Genomic DNA, 17,298 nt, shown 5'->3' on the forward strand with positions numbered 1-17,298 from the left:
TTTAACCCTCCTGACGATGTTTGCGCAGCTGTGCATCTACAGCTGCAATGGCTGCCATGTTAATTAATCCCCGTGGGGTTACCGTTTGACTTACAATATGGCCAGGCTTGTTGGTTCCCATTAAAATGGGGCCTATTGGCAAGCCATTGCCTAAGACTTTTAGCATATTAAAGCTAATATGTGCTGCATCTAAAGATGGCATAATCAGCAAATTTGCTTCACCTTTAAGCATAGAGTTGGGCATAATCGCGTCCCTTAACTCTTGAGACAAGGCCAAATCGGCATGCATTTCCCCCTCGACTTCGAGGCCCGGCGCGATATTCTGAAGGATTTGTATCGCTTCACGCATTTTAACAGCGCTATACTTATCACTTGAACCAAAACAGGAATGGGATAACAACGCTACCTTAGGCGTAATGCCAAAAAGTTTTACTTGTTCAGCTGCCATTAACGTGATTTCTGCGATTTGTTCTGGGGTTGTCTTTTTATTAACATAGGCATCTGAAATAAAATAGACACCCTTATCAAGTAAAAGGACATTCAAAGAAGCCGCAGTTTCATGCTCCGGGCTAAGCTGTAAGACGTCAAGCACATCCTTTAAATGCTCATGATAAAGCCGGGAGGTTCCGACAATCATGGTATCAGCGTCTCCCAGATGTACAGTCAATGCTGCAATCAGGGTCGTATTGGTGCGGACATGGAATTTTGCAGCTTCAGGTGAAACACCTTTGCGTTGCATAAGTTGATGATAGGCTCGCCAATAGCTTTGATAACGGCTATCATTACTAGGATCGATAACTTCAAAATCGACATTGGCGCGCATGCGTAAACCCAAACGCTCGATGCGGCTATCAATAACAGAAGGACGGCCAATAAGAATAGGAACGCAAATTTGATCATCCAGAATGGTTTGGACCGCTCTTAATACCCGCTCATCTTCCCCTTCGCCAAAGGTGACCCGTGTTGGAATGGCTTTGGCCTGGCTGATAACAGGGCGCATCACCATTGAGGAACGATAAATAAAGGATTGAAGCTTATGTTTATAAGAGTCTAAATCTTCAATAGGACGGGTGGCCACTTCTGTCGCCATGGCGGCTTGAGCTACAGCATGGGGCAAAACCACGGACAGACGAGGATCAAAGGGTTTTGGGATAATATAGTCAGGGCCAAAACGATGAACTTCGCCGCCATAAGCATTACAAACCACATCAGAGCTTTCTGCATGGGTTAACTCTGCTAAGGCCTGCACACAAGCAATCTTCATTGCCTCATTGATACGCGTAGCTCCGACATCTAAGGCGCCGCGGAAAATATAAGGGAAACATAAAACGTTATTAACTTGGTTTGGATAATCGGATCTACCCGTGGCGATGATTGCATCATCCCTAACTTCCTTAATAAGTTCAGGTCGAATTTCAGGCTCAGGATTGGCTAAAGCTAAAATAATTGGCTTTGGCGCCATGGAGGCAACCATTTCTTGTTTAACAACCCTGGCAGCAGACAATCCCACAAATATATCAGCCCCTTCAAGAGCATCGGCAAGCGTGCGGGCTTCTCCGGTGATGGCATAGCGCCTTTTATTTTCATCCATACAATTAGTACGTCCTTCAAAGACAACACCATTGCTATCGCAAGCAATAATATTTTCTTTTGAAAGTCCAAGGCTAACCAATAGATCTAAGCAAGCAATGGCCGCGGCGCCTGCTCCGGAGGTAACAAGTTTGACATCTTTGATATCCTTGTTAACCAGCTTTAAGCCATTGATAATTGCTGCGGCCACAATAATTGCTGTTCCATGTTGATCGTCATGGAAAACAGGAATATTCATTCTCTCTGTTAATTTCTTTTCAATATAAAAGCATTCAGGAGCTTTTATATCTTCCAGATTAATCCCACCAAAGGTAGGCTCTAAGGCGGCAATAATCTCAATAAGTTTGTCAGGATCAGTTTCGTTGATTTCAATATCCATGGCATTAATGCCGGCAAACTTTTTAAATAGGACAGCTTTGCCTTCCATAACAGGCTTTGAAGCCAAGGGGCCGATGTTTCCTAACCCTAAAACAGCTGTCCCGTTTGAAATCACAGCAATTAAATTGCCGCGAGATGTATAATCAGCAGCACAAGTGGGATCCTCCGCTATTGCCAAACAGGGGCCTGCAACCCCGGGCGAATAGGCAAGAGCAAGGTCGCGTTGTGAAGCAAGAGGCTTTGTGGGAACAATATCAATCTTTCCCGGCCGAGGGGAACGGTGATAAGATAACGAGCTCTCATAAATTTCTTTAGACATCATACAGTTCATTTTTGTTGATTAAATACAAGACCACTATACCTAATTTATAAATGAATGGACAGCGTTTTGAGATAATTTAAGCATCTTTATTGGTATTATAGGGAGGGATTTTCTTATTTGAAACTAAGGACCAATATTTAGTGTTCCTCAAGGCATGAAATAAAAGGATGATGGCCGCCGTTAAAATGCCAATAACATACATATCGAAAGCAATTGCTGTTCCTACTGACGCTGAGCACCAAATCGTGGCAGCCGTCGTTATTCCTTTTATATGACCTGAATGACGCATAATAACGCCTGCACCGAGAAAGCCGATCCCGGACACAATCTGGGCGGCAATACGTCCTTGATCACCAGAGGTAACAAAAATGGATATTAATCCAAATGAGCATGCCCCCAAAGAGATCAACCCAAATGTTCGGATACCTGCTTCTTGACCATGATGTTCTCTTTCCCATCCAATAATAGCCCCCAGTAAAAAGGCGACAATTAAACGGATGGAAACTAGTAATTCATGGACCCAATCTATTGCCATCAGGAATCTCTATCTTCGTTAAATATTATTTTAGTATGGCAGCCCTAATTTTTAGGATCAAGAGAGCTTTAACTAAGATTTTTCATGCACAACTTGGAACTCAACATAACCCCGGGAATTCCAACTAGGGTTATGACAATAAAACATGTTTCCCAAGAGAGCTGGGTTGCCAGAGCACCGGCTGAGGCTGGCAGGAGGGTGCGAGATAAGCCCATAATAGAGCTTAAGAGGGCATACTGAGTGGTTCCATACTGCTTGTCACATAAGCTGGTAATATAGGCAATATAGGCTACCATGGCCATGCTTCCTGTTAAACTTTCAGCGCCGTTAACCACATAAAGTAAGCCAAGATTATAGCCAACTTTTGCTTGGACGACAAATAGTACGTGAGTCAGCAAGTGAATTAAACCAAACCAATACAAAGCTTGTCTGATGCTGTATTTTTGCAGGATAGTTCCACCGATAATCCCCCCCAATATTGCCATCGTCGTGCCAAAAAATTTAGAGGCAGTCGCAATTTCAGCCGCATTAAAACCTAGATGTAATAGAAACGGATTAGCGAGTACGGCCAAAAGATTGTCTGCTAATCTATACAGAATGATTAAAGCCAAGATATAAAGCAGGTGCTTGCCGTGAGCAATATTAATAATTGGTTCAATAATATCTTGCTTAAAGTTGAAGGGTCGGCGCGCCAAAGTAGTTAAAGAAGTTATATCGTTGATAAATAGGTGAACGCTTAAGGATAAAAGGATGAATGTACCACTGGTCACATAGAAGATGTCGGGCCATTGCCATAGGCTTGATAAGAATATTAGACCTGCGCCAGAAACCAGCATTCCTAACCGATAACCGGCAATGTAGCCGCCGGCGGCGTAACCCTTATTTGAGCTATAAGTTTTATCAATTCGTAATTTATCTAAGTAAATATCTTGTCCTACTGCCGCCAAGGAAAGGATCCCAGCTAAGACCGCTATTATCGGGTAATCTTGTTCGGCTGATAGCTGAGAAAATCCTATCAGACACAGGACAATGACGGCTTGAGCCATAAATAGCCAAAAACGGATAGGCAAATTAATCTTATCCATCGCAACGGCGATAAAATATTTTAGCGAATAGGGTAGGGCCACCAGGGTAAATAATCCCAATGTTACCAGATCCACGCCCGCTTGAGCTAACCAGAAATTTAGAGTATTACCACTTAGTAGAAGACAGAAGCCACTCATGAAGCCAAATACTGAAGTTTGTACACACGTCTGGGGGATCACAGGTTAAATTCTTAGTTTGGACAGTTGTTTTTAAATTACACATACGTAAAATTCTTGTCTACTTCAATTATATTTAACGATTGATTTTTTGCACTTAATGTCGTAAATAATTTTAAAAACTTTAGGAGGATTACAAGAAATGGCGAATAACACCATTACCCGTGCTGACCTTGTCAATAGTGTTACGGAAAACTTATCGATCCCCAAGCCTGTAGCTTCCGATGTTTTGGAATCAGTGCTCGATATAATTTCGAAAACTTTGGCTAAAGGTGATAGCGTCAAAATATCAAGCTTTGGAACGTTTAATGTTCGCCGTAAGACGGAAAGAATTGGTCGTAATCCACGCACAGGGATTGAAGCCAAGATTACAGCTCGCGCTGTCATAAGCTTTAAAGCTTCTCCTATTTTTAAAGATACAGTAAGGCCGGCAATTGTGGATAAAGAAGCAGCGTAAGCAGAAATTGCTGCTTGAGGCTATCTGTGATATAGTAACAAAAACTAAATAGTAGTTGTTTCCATGCTTGTTGATAGCCATTGCCACCTTAACTTTCCTGACTTTAAAGATGATTTACCTGCAGTTTTGAGGCGTGCTCAATTGAATGGTATCGGAACCCTTCTGACCATTAATACACGCTTAAGCGAGTTCCAGGACATTCATGCTATTGCCGAAGCTCACTCTCATATCTACTGTACTGCGGGTGTTCACCCCCATGACGCCCAAGATTATGCTTCACCTGAATTAGCACAACAACTCAAAGATTTAGCACAGTTTCCTAAAGTCGTGGGGCTGGGTGAGACAGGATTAGATTATTACTACAATAATAGCCCTTCAGCTGAGCAAATTGACTCCTTTGAAACCCATCTTGCTGTTGGGGGAGAATTAGATTTACCAATTGTCGTCCACACCCGGAATGCCGATGAAGATACGTTAGCAGCAATGGATAAATATCCTAATGCTAAAGGCGTTTTTCACTGTTTTAGTGGCGGCAGAGAAATGGCCAAAGCAGGCCTGGATCGGGGTTATTTGATCTCATTTTCCGGGATTATTACTTTTAAGAAAGCAGAAGAGTTAAGGGACGTAGTGAAATATGTTCCCCTGGATAAGATCCTGGTGGAAACAGATGCGCCTTTTCTGGCACCTATTCCTCATCGAGGTAAAAGAAATGAGCCTGCCTTTACACTGCATACAGCTGAGATCGTAGCCGAATTAAAAGGAGTGCCATTAAAAGAAGTGGCAGAGCAGACAACAAATAATTTCTTTAACTTATTCAAAAAGGCGAGCCGTCCCATATGAAAGTAACCATTTTAGGGTGTGGATCTTCAGGGGGAGTTCCTTTAATAACGGGAGAGTGGGGAAAATGTGACCCCGATAACCCTAAAAATCGACGGACGCGCGCCAGTGTGCATGTTGCTGTTGAAGATATTGATATTGTTATAGATACAGGACCGGACTTCCGCCAACAATTGCTTGCTCATCCTATCTCAAAGCTGGATGCTGTTCTGTATACTCATAGCCATGCTGATCATATTTTTGGCTTAGATGATTTAAGACCTATACTGTTTAAGCAAGGCAGGGCGACACCAATCTTTGCCGACCATGCGACCTTGCGCGTCCTGGAAAGAACTTTTGGTTATGCGTTGAAGCCAGCTGCGAGCGGGCCCTATCAAGCTTTTATTGAAGCTCATCCCTTTGAGGCCAAGCCTTTTACAATCAAAAATGTTGAGATTGTGCCCATTAAAATGGATCATACGGTCATGACTTCATGGGGATTTCGAATCCATAACTTTGCTTATTGTACAGATTTTAAACGCATTGAAGGTCAGGAATTAGAAAAGCTTACTAATTTAGATCTGCTCGTTATTGATTGTTTAATGTTTGAAGAGCATAAAACCCACCTCAATTTCGACGAGGCCCTGTCCATTATCAAGTCTGTTCAACCGAAACAAGCCATTCTAACTCATATGAACCATTTTATGGATTATAATGCTGTTCTAGAAAGGTGTCCGGAAGGAGTTAAGCCTGCCTATGATGGTCTAATGTTAGAGATTTAGTTTGCCTATAACTTTCCTTAAAACTTTCTTCATCGAAGCGTAAAGATTTACTGGAGAGTGGTGTGCGTTAGTACAGCTGATATCTTTCGACGCACAAAGTGAAAGGGAAGAGCGTTCGCTCTTCCATGAGTTCTTTATGATTTAGCTTTTCTGAGCATCTTTTCGATTGCCTGAAGCGAAGTTTTCTTAGTTTTTAATAAATCTATGGCCGTTTTTCCTTCTTTATCCTTAATACGCGGATCTACTTTATATTTTAGAAGGATTTCTAACATTTGTGGATTTGGTTCTGACATTAAAATAGCTTGATGTAAGACAGTTTGGCCTTCAATGCCTGCCTTGCGATTAGGATTTATGCCTTTTTGGTTTAGAACCCATTCTAACATGGCAGGATTATTACTATCGAGCGCTGCCCAAAGTTCATCGGGCCAGAATTCTTGTGTTATCTTAGCGCCCCGTTCCTTTAAGAGCTTTGCTAACGGAATATTGCCATTTATAATAGCCCAATGGATTGGCCGCTCCGGATTTCCTATATTTTTAACTGTATTAACATCTGCTTCCTTATAGATTAGGTAGCGAGAAATTTCTTCCTCGTTCTGCCATACCGCGGTATGAAGGGGCGTATAGTCTGCTCCATTTCTTGTCTCTATATTTTCCCCTTGATCAATTAAGGATTTGACTTCATTTAAATCGCTTTTCATGATGGCTAAATGAAGTTTGCTCTCTGTGGATGCTTAAATTTCCGGGGGTAATGGTGCTATAGAGGCATGTTGAGTAAGAGGGCTACATGCTGCCACTAAAATCAATAAACTACTTTTAGCAATATTCGAAATTAAATATATTTTACTCAATTTAAACTCCGTTAATATGGTAAAGGAGTATACATATTATGCTTAATTAATATATTTATTAAGTGTTAACTTTGAGAGGTGCTAATAACTGACATTGTCAGCATTCAGAGGGAAATAGGAAATAAAAATCGGCTGATGATAAAGGCTATCTATAAGCTATCCGGAAAGGGGGGGTGAATTTAATTTAGAAAAAATGTGGGACAATAATAAACAGCTCCTCAATCTATAATTACATTAATTATTTTTAATTGGATAAATATTGATTTGTTCTGCGTTGACCGTGAGTTAACCCCTTTACTAACCCACCAATTATTACCCTGAAATATTAAAATTTAATTTCAGGGTAAGACAAGACTTTCATTGTAGAGGCAATCAGACTATATTTATTTAAAAGAATGTTAAATGGAAATTATGTAATGCAAGTCCCTGGAAAGAATGATTTCTGGTTTCTCCCTCTGGGGGGATCCGGTGAAATCGGAATGAACCTCAACCTTTATGGTCATGATGGTCAATGGTTGATGGTTGATCTAGGGGTGACGTTTGGTGATCGGTTTGGCATTGATATCATTACGCCTGACCCTGAATTTATTGTATCTCAACGAGAACGCTTGGCCGGCTTGTTGTTGACCCATGCGCATGAAGACCATATTGGTGCCATTCCTTATCTGTGGCCTATGCTTAAATGCCCCATTTATGCGACTAAATTTACAGCTGAAATTGTTCGCCAGAAACTCAAAGAAGTGCCGTGGGGAAGAGATGTTAAGATTATAGAAGTTCCTTTGTCGGGGGAGCTCAAGGTTGGCAAGTTTCTGGTGGAGTATATAACCTTAACCCATTCCATTCCCGAGCCCAATGCCCTCGCCATCGCCACCCCTTTAGGAACGGTTATCCATACGGGGGATTGGAAGATTGATCCAGATCCTTTAGTAGGCGGACTTACTGATGCGGAAAGGCTCCAGGATTGGGGAGAGCAGGGCATCCTTGCTTTGGTATGTGATTCAACCAATGTTTTTAAACAGGGAGTAGCTGGTTCAGAAGAAACCGTACGCCAAGAAATATTCAATCAAATTGGGATGCAAAAAGGGAAAAGAGTTATTATTGCCTGCTTTGCTTCCAACTTAGCGCGGGTTGAAACTGCCATATTAGCTGCAGCAAAGCATGGCCGTAAGGTCTGCCTGGTAGGAAGGTCGCTCCATAAAATGGTGGAGGCGGCGCAAAAAGTTGGCTATTTGCGCGATATCCCTACCTTTATTGACGAAGAAACGGCCATGAAGTTGCCACCAGACGAGGTCATGATTATTAGTACCGGATCTCAAGGTGAACCACGCGCCGCATTGTCAAGAATGGCGGCAGACTCTCACCCCCAGATCAAATTAGATCATCGTGATGTCGTGTTTTTCTCTTCGCGCATCATTCCTGGCAATGAGCGCGCTATTAATCTGCTCCAGAATAATCTTGTCCGCAAAGGGGTCGGAATTATTACTTCCCATGACGAAGAAAATATTCATGTCTCTGGCCATCCAGCTCGGAGTGAATTAATGCAAATGTATCAATGGGTTAAGCCAAAACTCCTTATCCCGGTTCACGGCGAGCTGCGGCATATGACCGAACAGGCAGAACTTGGCTTGTCCTGCGGCATTGCCAAGGCTGTGGTCCCTGAAAATGGGACAGTTATTCAGTTGGATGAACATGATCCCAAAATTATTGATCGTATCCCTGTTGGACGGTTAGGATACGATGGGTCACGTATGGTCCCTATGGTAAGCCCCATGTTGAGTGAACGTGGTAAGCTTGCCGTTAATGGCGCAGTTTTTGTAACCCTTGCCCTTGATCGTCACGGGGATATAGACTGTAAGCCAGTCGTCTCTCTGTTAGGGATAACCATCGGAGGTCAAGAACAAGAAGGGATTGAGCGTGATATCTTGCGTGCTATCAAAACTTGCGTCAATAACAGTTATCAGGACCTTGATACCCTACAAGAAGAAATCCGCGTCAATATTCGACGAGTAACCAATAATTGGATTGGTAAAAAAGCTTTGACAGAAGTCCATATCTTACAGGTGTAGTGTGCGACAAAAGCTAGCAGACTAGATAAAAGATAAATTCTAACTTTGATAAGCTTGACTATGGCGAGAATGATACTAAGGATTCTTAAGGGGTGAGAGTAATGTTCTCAGCGAATTCTTAGTGAAGTATTATGTTCTTATAATTTAGCTAAGTCTTCTTACTTAATTAAAGAGACATTAAAGGGCTGCTAGCTTTTAGCAGCCTTGAAAAGAGGGTTAACCAATAGAGATCTTTAAATTAGTACTTTGTCCTGAAAAGACATTGTGCACTTTGTAGATAATATTAGTGCTGTCTGATGATTCATAAGTTGTAGAATTATGGGTTACTCTTCCATTTACAGAAGTAAACGAGGAGGAGAAACTGTTATGAGATCTTCTCTCAATAGAAGCAATGGTTATCATAAAAGTCGGTATACGGCATTGCTGCAATGCTGCAGGCAGCTGACGGACGCTAGACAATAAATTTGCAAGCTTGCCTGTCGAAATTTTTCAGATAAAGGCAGCTTGACGCTAATTGAGCTGATCACCTCATTTTTCTGGTAGCTTATAAGTTTTTTTGGATTAAATCTGTCTTAAGAATTAAAGACTCCTTATAATTATTCCTGAACGGTAAAAGAGGATTCTAAGAGAAGGGCAGGATAGGGGAGCGTAATAAATACTATGGAGTTCTTTAAAAAAAATGAGCGTACAAAAGAGGTCCCTAATAGCATACTATTGAAAAGCTAATAAAGCCGCCGTACGAGCTTGAAAAGGCCTTGTAGCGCGCAGTAATCGTATATTTATTCCTGATCGGTAATATTGATGTTTATCTTAATTTTCTCCTAAAATAATTGTTAGAGAGCGGCTTATTGATCACAAAGCACTTTGTTTTGTCTCTTTATTCTTATGCAGGGGATTAGTAAGGACGGGCCAGGTGAGAAACATCCTCATTACCCAGCTAAAATAGATAATAGAGCTGCCTCTTTCTTGTTCTTCTTATACAGCACTTTATTATCCTTTCCTTTCTGCTTCTTAGATCTTTTTCGGATATGATAAAGGGAGCTTCCGCTAGTACAGAAATGAAGACGAGAAGGGGGCTAATTCCTAATAAAGGCTATTCAACCAAGGCTTAGTAGAAAATGCCTAAAAGATAGGTTAAAGTTGACAGATAATGACTCTCTATAGCATTGCAAGCGGAACAACAATTTCTGTTACTGTATGTATTTAGCTAAGGCTAAACGACATTATTGGTATTTTTTATAGCTGTCTGCTGGGGGCCTGTAATTCTTGTACTGCAATTAAATTATCACCATCCTTGACCTTATTTTCTTAAAATTCTTCCACGCAGCCTTAAAATTAAGGCCCTGAAGAAAAAATTTTGATTTCAAGAAATTTTGCTATCGTCTTAATCTCGACAAAATCAAATTTTAAAGCAAAGATCGCGGCTTAAGAAATGTATAGTTAGATAACTGCAAAACCATCAATAAATTGAATTTATTTAACATAATATTTATTATAAAATTTAAAGGTTAGGTGTTGCCTCGCTGCAACGGTGCGGATTTTATAGGTTTTTTTGGACACATCTTTATATAAAAACCTCTTTTAAAGTTATATAAGTTGTTTCCAGTCTGGTTAGGTTTTGATACAATCTAATTGTTGTAACAAAGTAGGAAACAATCATGAATAAAACTGATCTTATAAAAGCAGCAGCTGATCAATGCGGAATGTCCCAAAATACAGTGTCTCAAGTGTTTGATGCTGTTTTGAAGACAATCACCGATACATTGAAGAAAAAAGAAGAAGTTAATCTTCCTGGTTTCGGTAAATTTAAGATTACTGAGCGTGCGGCTCGTAAAGGACGCAATCCTCAAACCGGTGCAGAGATTAATATTGCTGCTTCAAATTCTCCTGTATTTACAGCAGGAAAAGGCTTAAAAGACGCAGTTAATTAATATAATTAACTGCTAAACCGCCATTTTTTAATTATATAAAAGATGGTAAAGCAAATCTTAAGGGGGGGAGTTCATAAAGCTTCCCCTCTTCTCTTTTGTACTTAGAGCGATGAAGATTAAGCATAAGCCTGCCAATCAGTTGCAATCTCAGAAGCAGTTCACTCTTGGATGTTCAACTTTACAATCCCTCTTAGGATTAGAAAAAATCGAGAGTTTAGAAAAGGTTATCATCCAAGGCTGTCCGCATATCTCTATGATTTCTTTACGATCAGGCGTAACTGTAGAGGCCCCTGATACCCATCAAGTACACTATTTTACCCCTTAAACTGGCCGAGATAGATAATAAGCAAGAGGAACCTTTTGAACTTTATAAATCCTTTTATGCAACCTAGAGGCAACTTTTGGGGTTGCATAAAGGCTTTGAAATTTGCTAAAAGAAAAATGTTAGGGGTTAACTCTGAATCCGTTTAAGAGGATATTAAGCTCCCCTTTACTAAAGGCGTCTGTCCTTATAAAAAATATAAATATCTCCGATCTCCCTCAGAATACTTTAAAGAGAAAAAATTATTGTTTTTAATGCGTGCACATTAAATACTTTTTAGAGTAAAAGAAGAAGATCGTGTTTTTAAAATAACCTTGTGTTATCTAAAGCTAACGTAAGTTAAAAGTCCTTTTTCCCTTGTAAGGATAAGAAATATTGTAAAAAGGGAATGATACTAAAAATTTTACGTTGCTTTTAATTATTACTTTCCTTAGGTCTGAGGTAGTCTTGTTGGCCGCTGTTTGCCTGGGTAAAATTTGTAAAAACTATATTTTTGTGTTAATTTTATGAAAAATGAGGAGTAAAAAATGTTTAAAATGATAGTCACCTCGCTACTTTGTTTGTCCCTGGGCACTGCCAAAGATATTTATACTCACGGCGCTCACTACTCCATTTCTTATTGTGGACAATCTCACACCCCAGCTGACGTTAATGTAGAAAACTCTGCTGAGCTCAATGCTTTAACTGAGATTACAGTTATAGAGTCAGCGTATGCAACTGAGGAAAGTGATAGGGAAATCTACAATATTAGTGCTATGGGCATCTCGTTTATGGTACCGCCTAGATCTTGTAGCGTTCAAGCCTGCTTAGAGAGCGACCAGCCATCTCAGGTTAAAGAGAAGCCTTTAACTGCTATTGAAGCTCCGCAAAAACTTCCGAAAGCTCCTGCCGCTTCCAGGGTAACAAGAAAAAGTATGTTAAAAGAATTCAATGATTCAATTATTTTTACTACCGTTAATTAAATCGCTTGACACTCTACAATCGGACTGCCATATCTCAGCTATAACTTAAAGTTTCACATAATTGTGGCAGTCTCCTATGACCAATATTTTTACCTTTTTAACGACTTCCCTTATTTGGGGAACAACATGGCTTGCAATAAAATTTCAGTTAGGTAAAGTCCACCCTTTGTGGTCAGTTTGTTACCGATTTGCTTTGGCTGGCATAATTCTCCTACTTTATTGTTATTTGAGAGGTCTTAACTTAAATTATTCTCTTCGTGATCATAAATGGATAGCATTACAAGCCCTCTTTTTATTCTCCTTAAATTACTTCTTTTATTATTGTGGGACGGATTACTTCGTCAGCGGCATTGTTGCTGTTATTTTTGCCTCTGTTTCTATATTAAATATTTTTAATGCGCGTATCTTTTTAAAGACCCCCCTTTCTAAAAGTGCAATCTTAGGTGCCGTTATCGGCATGGCAGGATTGATGCGAATTTTTCATAATGAGATTTACCGCTTAATGGACCAAGAACTCCAAACAATTATTACGGGCTTGGGCATCTGCCTGTTAGGAACGGCTTTGGCGTCTTTGGGACAAATTATAGCAACAGCAAATATGAGGCGTTCCCTTCCCTACTTGCAGATTAATGCTATTGGAATGAGTTATGGCGCCCTTTATACCGGTATCGGCGCTTTAGTCCTCGGAGAATGGCCAACCTTTGATTTTACGCCAAAATATATAGGGTCCCTATTATATTTGTCAATCGTTGGAACAGTAATTGCCTTTGGACTCTATATGAAGCTTGTCCATAATATTGGACCCGGTAAAGCCAGCTATGCTAACATTTTAATTCCGGTGATTGCTTTAACAGTATCAAGCTACTTTGAAGACTTTTCTTGGTCTGTCGAGATGATTTATGGGGTGATTATGGTGGTATTGGGAAATGTGGTCGTGATGGTATCAAAAACTTTGCAATCACGTCGACCAAAGCTTGATATTGCTTCCCCAGAAGAACCTCGTAAAGCGGCTTAATTGAGAGCTATATTAAAAAACGTTTTATCGAGGATCATATCTCTGATATAACTATCAGCAATTGTTTTATTAATAGCTAACATTCGGCCCGATAATGCTTCTAGCAGATCAGAACATCCCACAACATGTGGCTATTGTCCTCGATGGTAATGGCCGCTGGGCAAAGCGACGCAACTTGCCGACCATTTCCGGACATCGCGAAGGGGCCAAAACTCTTAAAACCATCACCAAGCATGCAAATCAATTGGGAATAAAATTCTTAACTGTGTTTGCTTTTTCGACAGAAAACTGGAAAAGGCCTCAATTTTGGGTTGATGAATTAATGGGGCTGCTTAAATTTTATCTAAAAAACGAAGTCCAGGAAATTGTTGATAATAACATTCGTGTTAAGATTATGGGTCGCCGAGAACATCTTTCTGAAGAAATTAACAATTTAATTCTAAATCTGGAAGACCGCAGTTGTCACAATACTGGGATCACCCTCTCTATCGCCTTAAGCTATGGCGGCAGAGATGAGATTGTTTATGCTTGTCAGAAAATAGCTAACCTTGTCCATCAAGGTGTTCTAAGACCCGAAGAAATTGATGAAGCCTCGATTTCTGCAAACTTATTTGAACCTGAACTCCCTCCTCTTGACTTATTTATTAGAACCAGTGGTGAGATGCGGATCAGTAATTTCTTGTTATGGCAACTAGCTTATGCAGAGCTTGTTTTTTTGCCAAAATTATGGCCTGATTTTACTAGTGAAGATTTTGATCTTGCCCTTAAAGAGTTTTTCAAGCGGGAGCGTCGATATGGAGCTATTATTGGTAGTTAATAATTTATCCAGCTTACAGCAACGGATACTGACCGCATTAATTGCTCTTCCAATTTGTATAGCCGCTGTTTATCATGGCTCACCTTATTTTGATATTTTGACGGGGTTCATGTTAATGGCAATGATTCGTGAATGGTCAAAGATGGTTTTAAATCAAGAATATAATCCTTTAGGTTATAGTCTTGCCATTTTAATGCTCTCATTAATTTACACGGACGTTAGTTATAAAAAATATATTTTATATGGCCTGCTCTTTATGGGATTAGGGGGCCTTTTGCATCTCTATCTAAAGAAAAGGTTTTTTGATTATCTCATTTTTCTAGCCGGGACCCTTTATATTTCTTGGTCAGTTTATATCTTGATCCATTTAATGCATGAAGGTTTAACAAGGTTCTTTATTTGGATTCTCCTCATTATATGGTCCTCTGATACGGGTGCCTATTTTACGGGACGATTCCTAGGAGGGCCTAAATTAGCTCCTTCTATCAGTCCTAATAAAACATGGGCTGGCTTTATGGGCGGCTGTGTTTTAGCAACCGGTGTTGGGATCTTGGTCGGTCCTTACTTACAAGAATTATATCTAACGCCGGTGTCCATGGGAGTGGTGGCCTGCGTATTATCGCTTGTCAGTCATACCGGCGATCTGCTCGAATCTGCCCTCAAAAGATATTATAATGTTAAAGATACCGGGACATTCTTGCCAGGCCATGGCGGTATTCTAGATCGCCTAGACAGCTTACTGCTGGTTTCCTTTGCCGCAGGTCTACTTCTTATTATTGGGTACTAGCAACCATGCAAACAATTTCTATTCATGGCGCCAGCGGCAGTATCGGCTTAAATGCAATCGATATTATTCAACGCAATCCTCATCGATTTCAAGTTGAAGTTCTGATTGGAGGCTCGGATGTTGATAAGTTAGCAGCTATTGCGAAGGGCGTGAATGCCAAACATGTAGCCATTGCTGATTCCACCAAGTATCAGGCTTTAAAAGAGCACCTTCCTGGCGCCCATATTTATGCAGGACCAGCCGGAATCCTAGAGGCTGCGAGCATCAATGTCGATATTTGTCTGGCAGCTATTACCGGGGCTGCGGGACTGTTGCCCACTTATACAGCACTGTCTTATTGTAAACGTTTAGCCTTGGCAAACAAGGAATCAATTGTGGCAGCCGGCGAGCAAGTCATGGCTAAAGCACAAGCATGCGGTACTCAGATTTTACCGGTGGATTCAGAACATAGTGCCCTTTTTCAGATCTTTGATGAGTACCAACGTTCAGCCTTGAGAAATGTAACTATTACCGCTTCTGGCGGGCCGTTTCGAACATGGTCTAAGGATCAGTTTGCAACGATTAACAAGAGTATGGCGTTAAAGCATCCGAACTGGTCAATGGGGCCAAAGGTTACTATAGACTGCGCTACTTTGATGAACAAAGGTTTAGAATATATTGAGGCGGTCTTACTTTTTAAGTTGGCCCCTGACCAAGTCAAGGTTATCGTTCATCCTCAGTCAATTATTCATGCGCTCTCCAGTTATGAGGATGGGACAACCCTTGCTCATCTGGGGATGCCTGATATGCGCACACCCATTAGTTATGCTTTATCCTGGCCCCAGAGAATTAAAACCCCTGTGGCTCCTTTAGATTTGGCTTCTATCGCTACCTTAAGTTTCGAAGCTCCTGATTATGATCGCTTTCCTTGCTTGCAGATGGCCGAAGCCGCCATGAAAGACTCGCAAGCGGCGCGGATTATTATGAATGCGGCCAATGAAGTAGCGGTCAAGAAATTCCTCGCTGAGGAAATCCATTTTACCGAAATACCCGTGCTTATTCAGAAATTTCTTGATAACGTGCCTTTGTGTCCTATCAATTCTATAGAAGACGTAATCGCCTTAGATCACGACTGTAGAGTTTCTTAAGGGGCTGCTGCCTGCTATTCCTGAGCAGCCTAGCGAATTCCCCTCTTCCATGTTTGGTTAATATACGCTAGATTAATGTTAATAAATTTTTAAGAATTGGGTTCTTATGGTTGATAATTTCTTGAATTTTGCTGCATACTTACCTCCGTTTCTGTTAGTTTTAACAGTTTTAGTATTTATCCATGAGTTAGGCCATTATTTAGTAGCGCGTTGGAATGGAGTCAAAATTGAAGTTTTTTCCATTGGCTTTGGTCCTGAAATTTTTGGCTGGACTGACAAAGCAAATACGCGCTGGAAATTTAGCCTCATTCCCCTAGGTGGCTACGTCAAAATGTATGGGGATGCTGATGCCAGTAGCAAGCCTGATGAAGCGGCTAAGAGTACCATGACTCTCGAAGAGAGAGCATTAACGCTGCAAGGGAAAACTGTGGCCCAGAGAATTGCTGTGGTGGCAGCGGGACCGATTGCTAATTACCTTTTAGCAATTGTCTTGCTGGCTGCTTTTTATACATTTAAAGGTGCTCCCACATTCTTGCCAACCATTGGCGGGATATCAGAAAGCAGCGTTGCCCAATCCATAGGACTTTTGCCGGGCGATAAAGTGTTAACTTTCAATGGTCAACATATTAGCAATTTTGATGAGTTACGCCATTTAATACCGGCAACAGCTGGGCAAGAAATCAATTTAACAGTGGAACGTAAAAAATCTCCCGAAGAGGTCGGTTCTGAGATCTCCTTAAAAGGGCAGATGGTTAAAGATGGCCAGCCAACCGCTTCGTTAGGAATTGTGCCGTCCGGCGAGCAAACCTATAAAAAGTATGGAATTTTAGAATCTATTACTGCTTCGGTTAGTCGGTGTTATGTAATTTCGCGTGAAACTTTAAAAGGTATAGGTCAAATGCTCGTAGGTAAGCGTTCTTCAGAAGAACTTGGCGGGCTCTTTACAATAGCGTCCTTAGCAAAGCAGAGTGCTGATCAAGGTTGGGTTGCTTTAATTCTTTTGACGGCGGCGTTATCAATTAATTTAGGGCTGATTAATTTGTTGCCGATTCCTGTGTTAGATGGGGGTCATATTGTGTTTTATTCCATTGAGGCAATTCGTGGAAAACCCGTCAGCGTTAAAGCACAAGAGTTTGCTTATATGATTGGTCTTTTCATCGTTCTAGGATTGATGCTTATTTCTAACTGGAATGATTTGAACAGATTAAAAGTCATTGATTGGCTGGTTGGCCTATTTAAATAGAAAATAGATGAGGGTAATTTTCCGCAAGGAAAATAAAC

General features: G+C 40.8%; 16 protein-coding genes. 12 read left to right on the forward strand and 4 right to left on the reverse strand.

Annotated features, from left to right (window positions below; translation table 11 throughout):
* Position 1: 1 nt before the first annotated feature.
* The 3 genes from HMO_RS0100925 to HMO_RS0100935 form a co-directional block, all read right to left on the reverse strand.
* Positions 2 to 2,287: an NADP-dependent malic enzyme gene (locus HMO_RS0100925; protein ID WP_010297456.1), complete on the reverse strand. Its 2,286-nt coding sequence runs from the start codon at positions 2,285 to 2,287 to the stop codon at positions 2 to 4.
* Between the two features lie 79 nt (positions 2,288 to 2,366).
* On the reverse strand, positions 2,367 to 2,825 hold the full coding sequence (locus HMO_RS0100930) for an MgtC/SapB family protein (RefSeq protein ID WP_010297457.1): 459 nt from the start codon (positions 2,823 to 2,825) through the stop codon (positions 2,367 to 2,369).
* 68 nt (positions 2,826 to 2,893) lie between these two features.
* Positions 2,894 to 4,090, reverse strand: a complete 1,197-nt coding sequence (locus HMO_RS0100935; RefSeq protein ID WP_010297460.1) for an MFS transporter — start codon at positions 4,088 to 4,090, stop codon at positions 2,894 to 2,896.
* Between the two features lie 139 nt (positions 4,091 to 4,229).
* Here HMO_RS0100935 and HMO_RS0100940 point away from each other — a divergent pair, with 139 nt between their 5' ends.
* From HMO_RS0100940 to HMO_RS0100950, 3 genes are all read left to right on the forward strand, one after another.
* A complete protein-coding gene (locus HMO_RS0100940) occupies positions 4,230 to 4,544 on the forward strand; it encodes an integration host factor subunit alpha (RefSeq protein ID WP_010297463.1) in 315 nt (104 codons plus the stop codon).
* 63 nt (positions 4,545 to 4,607) lie between these two features.
* Positions 4,608 to 5,384: a TatD family hydrolase gene (locus HMO_RS0100945; RefSeq protein ID WP_010297465.1), complete on the forward strand. Its 777-nt coding sequence runs from the start codon at positions 4,608 to 4,610 to the stop codon at positions 5,382 to 5,384.
* Complete coding sequence (locus tag HMO_RS0100950) at positions 5,381 to 6,142, forward strand: MBL fold metallo-hydrolase (protein WP_010297470.1); 762 nt, start codon at positions 5,381 to 5,383, stop codon at positions 6,140 to 6,142. Before HMO_RS0100945 ends, HMO_RS0100950 begins: the two co-directional genes overlap by 4 nt.
* Positions 6,143 to 6,276: 134 nt before the next feature.
* Here HMO_RS0100950 and HMO_RS0100955 read toward each other — a convergent pair whose 3' ends face one another.
* Entirely contained in the window at positions 6,277 to 6,843 is a 567-nt protein-coding gene (locus tag HMO_RS0100955) for an ankyrin repeat domain-containing protein (RefSeq protein WP_280956242.1), read from the reverse strand.
* A gap of 563 nt (positions 6,844 to 7,406) precedes the next feature.
* Here HMO_RS0100955 and HMO_RS0100960 point away from each other — a divergent pair.
* From HMO_RS0100960 to rseP, 9 genes are all read left to right on the forward strand, one after another.
* Positions 7,407 to 9,056, forward strand: coding sequence for a ribonuclease J (locus HMO_RS0100960; RefSeq protein ID WP_010297478.1), 1,650 nt, complete (start codon positions 7,407 to 7,409; stop codon positions 9,054 to 9,056).
* Positions 9,057 to 10,714: 1,658 nt separating this feature from the next.
* Complete coding sequence (locus tag HMO_RS0100965) at positions 10,715 to 10,987, forward strand: HU family DNA-binding protein (protein WP_010297480.1); 273 nt, start codon at positions 10,715 to 10,717, stop codon at positions 10,985 to 10,987.
* Between the two features lie 109 nt (positions 10,988 to 11,096).
* Complete coding sequence (locus HMO_RS0100970) at positions 11,097 to 11,312, forward strand: hypothetical protein (protein ID WP_010297483.1); 216 nt, start codon at positions 11,097 to 11,099, stop codon at positions 11,310 to 11,312.
* Positions 11,313 to 11,836: 524 nt separating this feature from the next.
* Positions 11,837 to 12,271: a hypothetical protein gene (locus HMO_RS0100975; protein ID WP_010297486.1), complete on the forward strand. Its 435-nt coding sequence runs from the start codon at positions 11,837 to 11,839 to the stop codon at positions 12,269 to 12,271.
* Positions 12,272 to 12,347: 76 nt separating this feature from the next.
* Positions 12,348 to 13,286, forward strand: a complete 939-nt coding sequence (locus HMO_RS13355; protein WP_010297490.1) for a DMT family transporter — start codon at positions 12,348 to 12,350, stop codon at positions 13,284 to 13,286.
* A gap of 94 nt (positions 13,287 to 13,380) precedes the next feature.
* Positions 13,381 to 14,103: an undecaprenyl pyrophosphate synthase gene (locus HMO_RS0100990; protein ID WP_010297495.1), complete on the forward strand. Its 723-nt coding sequence runs from the start codon at positions 13,381 to 13,383 to the stop codon at positions 14,101 to 14,103.
* Positions 14,093 to 14,890 (forward strand): phosphatidate cytidylyltransferase, encoded by a 798-nt coding sequence (locus tag HMO_RS15345; protein ID WP_175282077.1) that lies wholly within the window; start codon positions 14,093 to 14,095, stop codon positions 14,888 to 14,890. The genes HMO_RS0100990 and HMO_RS15345 overlap by 11 nt, the downstream gene beginning before the upstream one ends.
* Before the next feature lie 5 nt (positions 14,891 to 14,895).
* A complete protein-coding gene (dxr, locus tag HMO_RS0101000) occupies positions 14,896 to 16,017 on the forward strand; it encodes a 1-deoxy-D-xylulose-5-phosphate reductoisomerase (protein ID WP_010297501.1) in 1,122 nt (373 codons plus the stop codon).
* Between the two features lie 106 nt (positions 16,018 to 16,123).
* Positions 16,124 to 17,260, forward strand: coding sequence for an RIP metalloprotease RseP (gene rseP / locus HMO_RS0101005; protein ID WP_010297505.1), 1,137 nt, complete (start codon positions 16,124 to 16,126; stop codon positions 17,258 to 17,260).
* Positions 17,261 to 17,298: the final 38 nt, after the last annotated feature.

The sequence above is a fragment of the Candidatus Odyssella thessalonicensis L13 genome (genome assembly GCF_000190415.1).
Classification (GTDB): Bacteria; Pseudomonadota; Alphaproteobacteria; order Paracaedibacterales; family Paracaedibacteraceae; genus Paracaedibacter; species Paracaedibacter thessalonicensis.

Excerpts from the sequence above, each read along its gene's own strand:
- HMO_RS0100925 (WP_010297456.1), bottom strand. The coding sequence starts at position 2,287 with ATGTCTAAAGAAATTTATGAGAGCTCGTTATCTTATCACCGTTCCCCT.
- HMO_RS0100930 (WP_010297457.1), bottom strand. The coding sequence starts at position 2,825 with ATGGCAATAGATTGGGTCCATGAATTACTAGTTTCCATCCGTTTAATT.
- HMO_RS0100940 (WP_010297463.1), top strand. The coding sequence starts at position 4,230 with ATGGCGAATAACACCATTACCCGTGCTGACCTTGTCAATAGTGTTACG.
- HMO_RS0100945 (WP_010297465.1), top strand. The coding sequence starts at position 4,608 with ATGCTTGTTGATAGCCATTGCCACCTTAACTTTCCTGACTTTAAAGAT.
- HMO_RS0100950 (WP_010297470.1), top strand. The coding sequence starts at position 5,381 with ATGAAAGTAACCATTTTAGGGTGTGGATCTTCAGGGGGAGTTCCTTTA.
- HMO_RS0100960 (WP_010297478.1), top strand. The coding sequence starts at position 7,407 with ATGCAAGTCCCTGGAAAGAATGATTTCTGGTTTCTCCCTCTGGGGGGA.
- HMO_RS0100965 (WP_010297480.1), top strand. The coding sequence starts at position 10,715 with ATGAATAAAACTGATCTTATAAAAGCAGCAGCTGATCAATGCGGAATG.
- HMO_RS0100970 (WP_010297483.1), top strand. The coding sequence starts at position 11,097 with ATGAAGATTAAGCATAAGCCTGCCAATCAGTTGCAATCTCAGAAGCAG.
- HMO_RS0100975 (WP_010297486.1), top strand. The coding sequence starts at position 11,837 with ATGTTTAAAATGATAGTCACCTCGCTACTTTGTTTGTCCCTGGGCACT.
- HMO_RS13355 (WP_010297490.1), top strand. The coding sequence starts at position 12,348 with ATGACCAATATTTTTACCTTTTTAACGACTTCCCTTATTTGGGGAACA.
- HMO_RS0100990 (WP_010297495.1), top strand. The coding sequence starts at position 13,381 with ATGCTTCTAGCAGATCAGAACATCCCACAACATGTGGCTATTGTCCTC.
- dxr (WP_010297501.1), top strand. The coding sequence starts at position 14,896 with ATGCAAACAATTTCTATTCATGGCGCCAGCGGCAGTATCGGCTTAAAT.
- rseP (WP_010297505.1), top strand. The coding sequence starts at position 16,124 with ATGGTTGATAATTTCTTGAATTTTGCTGCATACTTACCTCCGTTTCTG.